Origin of the sequence: Kutzneria sp. 744 (assembly GCF_000568255.1) — a bacterium.
Taxonomy (GTDB): Bacteria; Actinomycetota; Actinomycetes; order Mycobacteriales; family Pseudonocardiaceae; genus Kutzneria.
The window spans coordinates 6147874-6157825 of the sequence record NZ_KK037166.1 but is presented as its reverse complement, the minus strand read 5'-3'; the positions used below and the strand labels follow the sequence as shown (position 1 = coordinate 6157825).

At 70.6% G+C, this 9952-nt stretch carries 10 protein-coding genes; 1 reads left to right on the top strand and 9 read right to left on the bottom strand.

The features are described 5' to 3' along the window. The 9 genes from iolD to KUTG_RS27890 form a co-directional block, all read right to left on the bottom strand. On the bottom strand, nucleotides 1-1743 hold a 1743-nt coding region (iolD, locus tag KUTG_RS27930; RefSeq protein WP_043720941.1), incomplete at its 3' end, for a 3D-(3,5/4)-trihydroxycyclohexane-1,2-dione acylhydrolase (decyclizing). After that, nucleotides 1740-2642 (bottom strand): 5-deoxy-glucuronate isomerase, encoded by a 903-nt coding sequence (gene iolB / locus KUTG_RS27925; protein WP_043720939.1) that lies wholly within the window; start codon nucleotides 2640-2642, stop codon nucleotides 1740-1742. The genes iolD and iolB, both read right to left, overlap by 4 nt. Then, nucleotides 2639-3529, bottom strand: coding sequence for a Cgl0159 family (beta/alpha)8-fold protein (locus KUTG_RS27920; protein ID WP_043730872.1), 891 nt, complete (start codon nucleotides 3527-3529; stop codon nucleotides 2639-2641). Before KUTG_RS27920 ends, iolB begins: the two co-directional genes overlap by 4 nt. Next, a complete protein-coding gene (gene iolC, locus KUTG_RS27915; RefSeq protein WP_043720936.1) occupies nucleotides 3519-4466 on the bottom strand; it encodes a 5-dehydro-2-deoxygluconokinase in 948 nt (315 codons plus the stop codon). The genes KUTG_RS27920 and iolC overlap by 11 nt, the downstream gene beginning before the upstream one ends. After that, nucleotides 4463-5242 carry an ATP-binding cassette domain-containing protein gene (locus KUTG_RS27910; protein ID WP_043720935.1) on the bottom strand — a complete coding sequence of 260 codons (780 nt, stop codon included), beginning with the start codon at nucleotides 5240-5242 and terminating at the stop codon, nucleotides 4463-4465. The genes iolC and KUTG_RS27910 overlap by 4 nt, the downstream gene beginning before the upstream one ends. Further along, nucleotides 5239-6285, bottom strand: a complete 1047-nt coding sequence (locus KUTG_RS27905; RefSeq protein WP_043720932.1) for an ABC transporter permease — start codon at nucleotides 6283-6285, stop codon at nucleotides 5239-5241. Before KUTG_RS27905 ends, KUTG_RS27910 begins: the two co-directional genes overlap by 4 nt. Next, the gene (locus tag KUTG_RS27900; RefSeq protein WP_043720930.1) at nucleotides 6282-7277 is read right to left on the bottom strand and encodes a sugar ABC transporter substrate-binding protein; all 996 of its coding nucleotides are present in this window, start codon (nucleotides 7275-7277) and stop codon (nucleotides 6282-6284) included. The genes KUTG_RS27905 and KUTG_RS27900 overlap by 4 nt, the downstream gene beginning before the upstream one ends. Before the next feature lie 30 nt (nucleotides 7278-7307). Beyond that, the gene (locus tag KUTG_RS27895; RefSeq protein ID WP_043720928.1) at nucleotides 7308-8213 is read right to left on the bottom strand and encodes a TIM barrel protein; all 906 of its coding nucleotides are present in this window, start codon (nucleotides 8211-8213) and stop codon (nucleotides 7308-7310) included. Further along, nucleotides 8210-9214, bottom strand: a complete 1005-nt coding sequence (locus KUTG_RS27890; protein ID WP_043730870.1) for a Gfo/Idh/MocA family protein — start codon at nucleotides 9212-9214, stop codon at nucleotides 8210-8212. The genes KUTG_RS27895 and KUTG_RS27890 overlap by 4 nt, the downstream gene beginning before the upstream one ends. Before the next feature lie 134 nt (nucleotides 9215-9348). Between KUTG_RS27890 and KUTG_RS27885 the strand changes: the two genes are divergently transcribed. Further along, a partial coding sequence (locus tag KUTG_RS27885; protein WP_157495634.1) for a LacI family DNA-binding transcriptional regulator occupies nucleotides 9349-9952 on the top strand: 604 nt, incomplete at its 3' end.

The following is a 9952-nucleotide window of genomic DNA, read 5'->3' as shown; positions in this document are numbered from 1 at the left end:
CCACCAGGCGCCGGCCTCGGTCCACGAGGACGGGTGGGTGCGAACGGTCACAACGGCGACCTTGCCCTCGGTCGCCGCCGAGCGGGCGGCGGCGTACTGGGCGGCGAAGGAACCGCCGTCGGCCGGGAAGACAGCGCAGCCCAGGGCCGCAGCGTGGGCGGCGAAGTCCACCCTCGGCGGCTCCGGCAGGGAGGTCCGGCAGTCGGCGTACATGTTGTTGTAGCCGGCGGCCCCTTGCCCCGTTTGGAGGCGGTGGATCACCGCGTAGCCGTCGTTGTCGCAGACCACGGCGACGAAGCCGTGGCCGGCGAAGGCGGCGCTGAACAGCTCGGAGTTGAGCATCAGGTAGGAACCGTCACCCAACATGGTGGTGACGACGCCCTCGGGACGGGCCATGGCCGCGCCCCACGCGCCGGCGATCTCGTAGCCCATGCAGGAGAAGCCGTACTCGACGTCCATGGTCGCCGGCCCGGACGCCCGCCAGCCGCCGATGAGCTCGCCGGGAAGGCCGCCGGAGGCGGTCATCACGTAGTCGGCCGGCCCGGACTGGTCGTTGACCATGCCGACGACCTGGGCGTACGTGAGCTCCTCCGAGGGAGTCCGCAGCTTGTCGATGTGGGCGTCCCAGCTCGCACGGGCGGTCTGGGCGCGGGCGGTCCACTCGGCCGGCGCGGACCAGCCGTCGAGGCCGAAGAAGTTGGCCAGGGTGGCCCGGGCGTCGCCGACGAGGGCCAGGCCGCCGTGCTTCACGGCGTCGAAGCGCGCGGCGTTGATGCTGACCAGCCGGACGTCCGGGGAGAAGACCGACCACGACGCGGTGGTGAAGTCCTGGAGCCGGGTGCCGACGGCGATGACGAGGTCGGCCTCGGCGGCCAGCTCGTTGCCGGAGGTGGAGCCGGTGACGCCGAGCGGGCCGGCGTGCAGGGGGTGGTCGTGCGCGACCAGGGTCCGGCCGGCGGTGGTCTCGGTGATGGGGATGCCGTACCGCTCGGCGAAGCCGATGGCGTGCTCGGCGGCCCCGGAGTACCGGACGCCGCCGCCGAGCACCAGCAGGGGCCGCACGGACTCCCTGATGATCGAGGCGGTGTCGACGACCGACCGGGCGTCGGGCTGCGGGCGCAGGACGCGGTGCACCACGGGCTCGAACAGCGAGTCCGGGAAGTCGAAGACCTCGGCCTGCACGTCCTGGGGCAGCGCCAGGGTCACGGGACCGCAGTCGGCCGGGTCGGTGAGGACCCGCGCGACCTGCGGCAACGCGCCCAGCAACTGCTCGGGGCGGGTGATGCGGTCGAAGTACCGGCTGACGGCCCGGAAGGCGTCGTTGACCGTGGCGGTGCCGTCGTGGAAGGGCTCGATCTGCTGCAACACCGGGTCGGGGGCGCGGCTGGTGAAGGTGTCGCCGGGCAGCAGGAGCAGCGGCAGCCGGTTGGCGTGCGCGACACCGGCGGCGGTCACCAGGTTCAGGGCGCCGGGACCGATGGAGGTGGTGGCCACGCCGACCTGCCGGCGGTCGGTGGCCTTGGCGTAGCCGACTGCGGCCAGGGCCATGCCCTGCTCGTTGTGCCCGCGCCACACCGGAAGCTCGTCGCGGTGCTCCTCAAGGGCGGTGCCGAGTCCGAGCACGTTGCCGTGCCCGAAAATCGCGAACACGCCGGGGAACAGCGACGCCTCGGTGAGGTCGTGCAGCTCCGTGCGCTGGGCGATCATCCAGCGGACCAGGGCCTGGGCGGTGGTCAGCCTCATCGGACGCGTCCCTTCGCGGAGGTCCCAGATGCAGATGTCATTGGGCAGCGGGGGTCGAGCGGCGTCGTCGCCCAGGTGTCGCGCACCCAGCCGTGGGCGGGGTCGTCACAGAAGGCCATGGAACGGTCGTCGGCCGGCCCGGCCAGTACGTTCAGGTAGTACATCGGATAGCCCGGCGCGGCCACGCACGGACCGTGATAACCGCGCGGGACAAGGAAAACATCACCGTCGCGGACGGCGACGTCCTCGTCGATCTCGCCGTCGGCGGTGTAGGTGCGGTGCAGGCCGAAGCCCTCCCGCGAGGTGTTCACGCCGTCCCGCCCGGCAATGCGGAAGTAGTAGATCTCCTCGTTGACGACCTCGCACTCGGACGCCTCGTCGTGCTTGTGCGGCGGGTACGAGGACCAGTTGCCGTCGGGCGTGATCAGCTCGCAGGCGTTGAGCTTGTCGGCGTGGTCCCACACGCCGGGCACGCCGAAGTTGGTGACCTGGCGGGTCGCGTTGCCGGCGCCGCGCGCCTCGACCGGAACGTCCTCGGCCGGCCCGTACCTGGGCTCAAGCCGCCGGGCGCAGCGGGCCATCGGCAGCGCCACTTCCACACCGTCCCGAGTGGACAGCGTGACGGTGGCATCCCTTGGCACGTAGGCGAAGTCGGTGACCCGGGTGAACACGGAGTCCCGGCCTTCCAGCTCGAAGCGCTGGCCGTCGACCTCGACCACGCAGCCGCCGGCCAGCGGCAGCACGAACGCCTCGAACTCGCCGGTCTCGATCACTCGGGAGGTGCCCGGGTGCAGCAACAGCACGCGAAGGCCGGTGTACGCCCAGCCGGCGTCCTCCGGCGCGAGCCGGACCGGGTCCTCGCCGTCCGAGAGCGTCCCCAGTGGACGGTGCAGACTCACGACGCGGCCTCCAAAACCTTTGCGGCGGCTTGCACGGCGGCAGCGACATCGCCGTCGGGCGGATACAACAGGGCGCGACCGACCACCAGGCCCCGCACCACGGGATGCGCCAGGGCACTGCCCCAGGCCGCGAGGTCGTCGGCCGGGTTGCCGGACGGCACGCCGCCGAGCACGACCACCGGCAACGTGGTCGTGTCCAACACCTTCAGGTCCGACGGCGCCGGCAGCTTCAGCCAGGTGTACGCCGAGGTGACACCCAGCGCGGACGCGACCGTGACGGCGCGGGCCAGCGACGCGGCATCCTTCTGCAGCACCAGTTTCCCGGCGTCGTCCCGCGTGTACGGCAGCGGCTCGACCATGGCCATCAGCCCCTGCCCGGCCAGGTCCGTCACCGCGTCGGCGCAGCCCTGGAGAGTGGGAATGGTGCCGGCGTCGGAATCCACGATGCGCAGCAGCATCTTGCCGCCGTCCAGCCGACAGTCCGAAATGGACTGACCGTCGTAGCCGGTGAAGCGGTCCTCGATCTCCCAGTCGGCGCCGGCGAGGCCGCCGCGGTTCATCGAGCCGATGACGATCTTGTCGTGCAGCGCGTCGAGCAGCAGCAGCTCCTCGACGACGTCCGGGGTGGCCAGCAGGCCGTCCACCGCGGGATTGGCCAGCGCCGTGAGCAGCCGGTCCAGCAGCTCACGGCGGTCGGACATGGCCAGCGGATCGCCACCGACACCCAGCGCCCCTCGTGCCGGGTGATCGGCGGCGACCAGGAACAGCGTCCCCGTGCCGGACAGCAGTGCGGGACGGCGCCGCCGCGTCGCGTAGGCGACCGCCACCGCATGCGGGTCGGTCGCCCTGGTGTGCAGCAGGCCGGCCCACTGCTGGTCAGTCAACAAGGGAAAGCAACTCCTCGATCTCGCCCGGGTCGGGCATGGCGTCGGCGCAGGCCAGCCGCGAGGCCACGATCGCGCCGGCGGCGTTGGCGTGCCGGGCGATCGTCACCGGGTCCCAACCGGCCAGCAGGCCGTTGACCACCGAGCCGCCGAACGCGTCGCCGGCCCCCAGCCCGCACACCACCTCGACCCGTTGCGGCGTCACGGTTTCGCGCCCCGAAGGCGTGGCGACGAGCACGCCGTCCGCGCCTTTCTTCACCAGGGCAAGGGAAATCCCCCTGGCCAGCAGCCGGTCCGCGGCCTCGTCCGGATCGGACGTGCCCACCGCCACCTCGACCTCGGCCCGGTTGCCGACGGCCACCGTGACGTGGTCGAGCATCCAGCCGATCTCGGCCCGCGCGGTGTCCACATCGGACCAGAACATCGGGCGGTAATCCAGATCCAGCACGGTGTGCCCGCTCTTGGCCCGACGCTCCAGGATCTTGCGCTGGGTGGAGCGGGCCGGCTCACGGCACACGCCGGTGCCCGTGACCCACAGCAGCGGCACGTCCTCGACGACGTCCCACGGCACATCGTCCTCGGTCAGCGTGAGATCCGGCGCGACCGGCAGCCGGTAGAACAGCAGCGGCGGATCGGCCGGCGGGTTCAGCTCGCAGAACACCACCGGCGTCAGCAGGTCCGGCGCGGTGCCGACGAACTCCGGCGACACGCCGAAGCCCGTCAGCGCCTTGCGGACGTACTCGCCGAAACCGTCCGGGCCGACCTTGGTCAGCACGGCCGTGCGCCGGCCGAGCCGGGCGGCGGCCACCGCGACATTGGTGGCCGTGCCGCCCAGGGACTTGGCGAAGGTGCTCACGTCGGCGAGCGGCACGCCGCTCTGCTCCGGGTACAGGTCGACCCCGACCCGGCCGATCGTGAGCGCCTCCAGTTGCCGATTCATTGGGCCGCGCCACGGAGTTCGTGCTGAAGCGCCTCCAGCTCCGCGCCGCCGGCCATCTGCCTGGTCAACTCCTCCAGGCTGATGTCCTTCTTGTCGAAGGAACCCAGGCTGCGGCCCCGCTTGAGCAGCAGGAACCGGTTGCCCACCGGGTAGGCGTGGTGCGGGTTGTGCGTGATCAGCACGACGCCGAGGCCGCGGTCGCGGGCCTGGGCGACGTACTTGAGCACCACGCCGGCCTGCTTCACGCCCAGCGCCGCGGTCGGCTCGTCCAGGATGAGCACCTTGGCGCCGAAGTGCACCGCGCGGGCGATGGCCACGCACTGCCGCTCGCCGCCGGACAGCGTGCCCACCGGCTGCTCCGCGTCCCGCAGGTCGATGCCCATGTCGGCCAGTGCCCACCGGGTCTCGTCCTTGGCCTTGCGCCGGTCGAGCACCCGGAACGGGCCGAACCCCTTCGTCGGCTCGGAGCCGAGGAAGAAGTTGCGCCACACCGACATCAGCGGCACCACGGCCAGATCCTGGTACACGGTGGCGATACCGCGGTCCAGGGCCTCGCGCGGCGAGGACAGCTGCACCGGCTCGCCGTCGACCAGGAACTGGCCGGCGTCGTGCTGGTGCAGCCCGGCCAGGATCTTGATCAGCGTGGACTTGCCGGCGCCGTTGTCGCCGAGCACGCAGGTGACCTCGCCCGCGTTGACCACGGTGGACACATCGCGCAGCGCGATCACGCTGCCGTACGTCTTGCCGACGTCGCGGACCTCGAGCAGTGCACTCATCGCCGCGCCCTTTCCGCCCTGGCCCGGAAGCCGTTGTTCACCAGCACCGCGGCCAGCAGCATGATGCCGAGGAACAGCTTGAACCAGTCGCTGTTCCAGTGCGCGTAGACGATGCCCTGGTTGGCCATGCCGAAGATCAGCGCGCCGATGGCGGCGCCGATCGCCGAGCCGAAACCGCCGGTCAGCAGGCAGCCGCCGATGACCGCCGCGATGATGTACTCGAACTCCAGGCCGATGCCCTGGTTGGCCTGCACGGTGGTGAACCGCAGGATGTTGATCGTGCCGACCAGCCAGGCCGCGCCCGCGGTGGTCATGAACAGCAGGATCTTGCTGCGGCCCACCGGCACGCCGACCGCGCGGGAGCTGGCCGCGGAGCCGCCGACGGCGAAGATCCAGTTGCCGAAGCGGGTCCGCACCAGCAGCCAGGCGGCCAGCGCCGTCACCACGACCCACCACACGATGGAGATCGGGAACGGCGAGCCGCCCAGCGTGAACGTGGAGGCGAACAGGTAGCCGGCCGAGGCGTAGCCCGGCGCGGTGGCGATGCCCGACACCTGGACGGTGCCGGTCACCAGCGTGGTCACGCCGAGATTGATGCCCTGCAACGCGAAGAAGGTGCCCAGCGTGACGATGAAGCTGGGCAGCTTCGTGCGCATCACCAGCCAGCCGTTGAACGCGCCGACGGCCAGCGCGAACACCAACGACACCACGATGGCCAGCCACACGTTCACGCCCAGCTTGACCGAGAGCATGGCCGTCACCAACGAGGTGGAGGCGGTCATGACACCGGCCGACAGGTCGAACTCGCCGCCGATCATCAGCAGCGCCACGGCGACCGAGACGATGCCGATGGTGGCCGAGGTGTCCATCCAGGTGGAGATGCCAGCCAGCGTGACGAACTGGCTGGTGATCACCGTGAAGAAGACGAACACCACCAGCGCGCCGATCAGCGCGCCGATCTCCGGCCGGACGGCCAGTCGGGTGAGCAGGCCGGGACTGGCGATGCGCTCGTCGGTCGTCAGCGTGCCCGAGAAATCACTCATCGGGTGCCCCGTGACGCGTACTGCGCGACCTTGTCCACATTGGACTTGTCCACGAAGCCGGGGCCGGTGAGCACGGGCTGGCCGCCGCCGACGGTGTTGGCGTTGTCGCGGTACAGCTTGAGCATCACGATCGGCAGGTAGCCCTGCTCGTACTGCTGCTGGTCGACCGCGAAGGCGATCTGGCCGGCCTTGATGGCGCTGACCACGTCCGAGTTGAGGTCGAAGGTGGCGACGGTGGCCTTGGAGTTGGCCTCCTTGGCCGCGTTCACCGCGGACAGCGCGATCTGCGGGTTGAGGGTGAGCACCGCGTCGATCGAGGAGTCGGTCTGCAGCGCGCCCTTGATCTTGGCCTCGACGTCGGTCGGGTTGTTGATGTCGACCTGGAGGTTGGTGGTCTTGCCGAAGCCCTGCTTGGCGCCGTCGCAACGCTGCGACAGGCCGATGTTGCCGGCCTCGTGGATCACGCACAGCAGGTTGGTCTTGCCGGTAGCCTTGAGCTTGGCCCCGGCCTGCTGGCCGGCGATGCCCTCGTCCTGGCCGACATGGGCCAAGGCCCCGAAGGCGGCGCTCTGCGACTGGCCGGAGTTGATGGTGATGACCGGGATGCCGGCCTTGACCGCGGCCTGGATGGAGGTCTTGAGCGCGTCCGGGTTGGCCATGGACACCACGAGGCCGTCGACGTGCTGAGCGACCGCGTTGTCGATCAACTTCGACTGCGCCCCAGGATCGCCGTCGGAGTTGTAGGTGACGTTCACGCCGAGCTGCTTGCCCGCGTCGGTGGCGCCGTTCTTCACGACGTTCCAGAACGAGTCGCCGGCCGAGCCGTGCGTGACCACCGCGACGTTCATCGGGCCGCCGCTGGTGGCGGAGCCGTTCGCCGGGGCCGAGCCGCCGCTCGAAGACGAGGCGGGCCCACTGCACGCGGCCAGCGCGATCGCGCCGGCCGCGGCCGCCATGCCAAGCAGGATCCTCTTGGACTTCTTGGACAACATTGTCGCTCCTGGGGAAGTGCGGCCGCCGGTTTACAGGTCCCGGACGACCGTGTCGAGGTAAGCGATGCTCCGAGCGGTGTCACGCAGGGGTTTTGCCGACGAGTCAGGCGCAGCGTCCCCCTCGGTGCCATCCTCGGCCAGGGCGGTGTCCTGCTCCAGGACGTACCACCCGCCGTAACCCGCCTCGTGGAGGAAGCGCACGATCGCCGCCACCTCCACGTCGCCGTCGCCCAGCGGCACGTACATGCCCTGGGCGACCGCTTCGGCGTAGCCGAGCCGACCCGACCGAACCTCGTCGGCGATCTCGGCCCGGACATCCTTGAGGTGCACGTGGCTGATCCTGGCGGCATGGCGCTTGGCCAGCTCGACCGGGTCCGTGCCACCGATCAGCAGGTGCCCGGTGTCCAGGCACAGCGGCAGATCCGAGTCGGCGAGGAACCGCTCGACCTCGGCGCCGCGTTCGACGTGCGTGCCCACGTGCGGGTGCAGCACCGTCGACAGGCCGTGCCCGGCCGCGACTTCCCGGATCGCGGCACAGGTGGAGACCAGGGTGGACCATTCGCCATCTGTCAACTGTGGACGTTCGTCGTACCCGTCGAGACCCGTTGCGGCGGCGAGCACGAGCACTTCGGCCCCGCCGGCCGCGAGCACCTTCGCGGAGTGCTCGGCTTCCCTCAGAGTTTCCTCAGTGCGCGACGCGTCGTGCAGGACGACGGCCAGGAATCCGCCGACCAGGGTCAGCCGGTGTCCGCCGAGCGTCTCACGCAGAACGGCCGGGTCCTCGGGCAGATAGGCCGGCGGACCGAGCTCGGTCGCGGTCAGTCCCAGCTCGCTCATCTGCGACAACACGAGCTCCGGCGGCAGCATCCGGCCCCAGCCAGGGACCTCGCACACGCCCCAGGAGATCGGCGCGCCGGCGACCTTGATCATGCTCATGCCGACACCTCCGACAGCAGCCGGACCGGGTTGCCCGAGCGGCGCGACTGCTCGCAGGCCTCCGCCAGACGCAGGCTGACCAGGCTGTCCCGAACCGGGGAGGGATTGTCGGCACGACCGGCCACCACGTCGACGAACACCGCCATCTCGTTGAGGTACGCGTTGCGGAATCGTTCCGGGAATCCGGGGTAGGCGTCAATGGACACCTTGGGCCCGTCCGGTTCGAGCGAGGTCAGCGGCGTGCGGGGGTCTAGACCAACCGTGAGCGAGTCCCTGCTGCCCATGACCTCGATCCGGTGGTCGTAGCCGAGCGGGTCGTGCCGCCCGCCGGCGATCAGCGCGTGCGCCCCACCGGCGAACTTGAGGGTGATGACCGCGTTGTCCACGTCGTCGGCGTCGGCGAAGGCCTGGTCGACCAGGACCGAGCCGGAGGCGTAGACCTCGACCACCGGCTCCCCGACCAGCCACGGCACGGCGTCGAGATCGTGCACGAAAAGATCGCGGAAGATGCCCCCGGATGCCGGCAGATAGCCGAAGTCCGGCGGGTTGGCGTCGTTGCCCAGCGCCCGCACCAGGTACACCTTGCCCACCTCACCGGCCCGCAGCCGGCGGTGCAACTCGACGATGGACGGGTCGAACCGGCGCTGGAAGCCGACCAGCACGTTCGCGCCGACCTTCTCCACCTCGTCGACCAGGGCCTGCATGGTGGCCAGATCGCTGGCGATGGGCTTCTCACAGAGCACCGGGATGCCCGCGCCGATGCTGCGGCGCAGCATCTCGGGGTGGGTGTTCGTCGGGGTGGCCAGCAGAACGCCGTCCGTGGCCAGCAGCGCGTCGAGGTCGTCGACGTGGCTGGTGCCGGCCCCCAGTTCGGCGGCGGCCTGCGCGGCGCGGCCGGGGACCGGATCGAACAGGACAACCTCGTCCACCTGGTCCAGGGAGGCGAGGTTGGCGGCGTGCATGGCGCCGATCCGCCCGACGCCGGCAACTCCGATGCGCATGTGCGGGATCTCCATCCGTCCGTTAGAGCGCTCTATTGGTTGGAGCGCTCCAACCCTGTATGGTGCGTCACACGGATGTCAAGGGCCGGTTTCACCCTTGTGACCATTGGATCGGTCAAGCCTGGAGGTTGTGGATGGGCCGTCCGACCATGGAGGACGTGGCGGCGCGGGCCGGGGTGTCGCGCGCGCTGGTCTCGCTGGTCATGCGGGGCTCGCCCAAGGTCAGCGAGCAGCGGCGCAGCGCCGTGCTGGCCGCCGCCGAGGAGCTCGGCTACTCCCCGCACCTGATGGCCCGCTCGCTGGCCAGCGCCACGTCGACGGTGCTGGCCGCGATGGTGTCGGACCTCAACAACGCCTTCTTCGCCGAGGTGGTGGACGGTTTCGATGCCGCCGTCACGGAGCAGGGCTTCGACCTCATCATCAACACCGGCGGCCGCAGCCCGACCCGTGAGCGCCGCGCGGTGGACAACCTCCTGTCGTTCCGGCCGGCCGGGGTCGCGCTGCTCGGCCCGGTAGTGCCGGCCTCGACCATCGCCAAGGCCGCCGAGCAGTCCCCTCTGGTGTTGGTCTCCCGCGGCTCACGCCTGTCCACTGTGGACACAGTGAACGACGACGGCGAGGTTGGCTCCGGACTGGCCGTGGATCACCTCGTCGAGCTCGGCCACCGGCACATCGCCCACCTCGACGGCGGCGGCGGCTCGCAGGCTTCGTTGCGCCGCAAGGGTTACGTCGCCGCGA

Coding starts and splice junctions, on each gene's coding strand:
- KUTG_RS27910 (WP_043720935.1), bottom strand. CDS start 5,242: ATGAGTGCACTGCTCGAGGTCCGCGACGTCGGCAAGACGTACGGCAGC.
- KUTG_RS27890 (WP_043730870.1), bottom strand. CDS start 9,214: ATGCGCATCGGAGTTGCCGGCGTCGGGCGGATCGGCGCCATGCACGCC.
- iolC (WP_043720936.1), bottom strand. CDS start 4,466: ATGAATCGGCAACTGGAGGCGCTCACGATCGGCCGGGTCGGGGTCGAC.
- KUTG_RS27895 (WP_043720928.1), bottom strand. CDS start 8,213: ATGAGCATGATCAAGGTCGCCGGCGCGCCGATCTCCTGGGGCGTGTGC.
- KUTG_RS27900 (WP_043720930.1), bottom strand. CDS start 7,277: ATGTTGTCCAAGAAGTCCAAGAGGATCCTGCTTGGCATGGCGGCCGCG.
- KUTG_RS27905 (WP_043720932.1), bottom strand. CDS start 6,285: ATGAGTGATTTCTCGGGCACGCTGACGACCGACGAGCGCATCGCCAGT.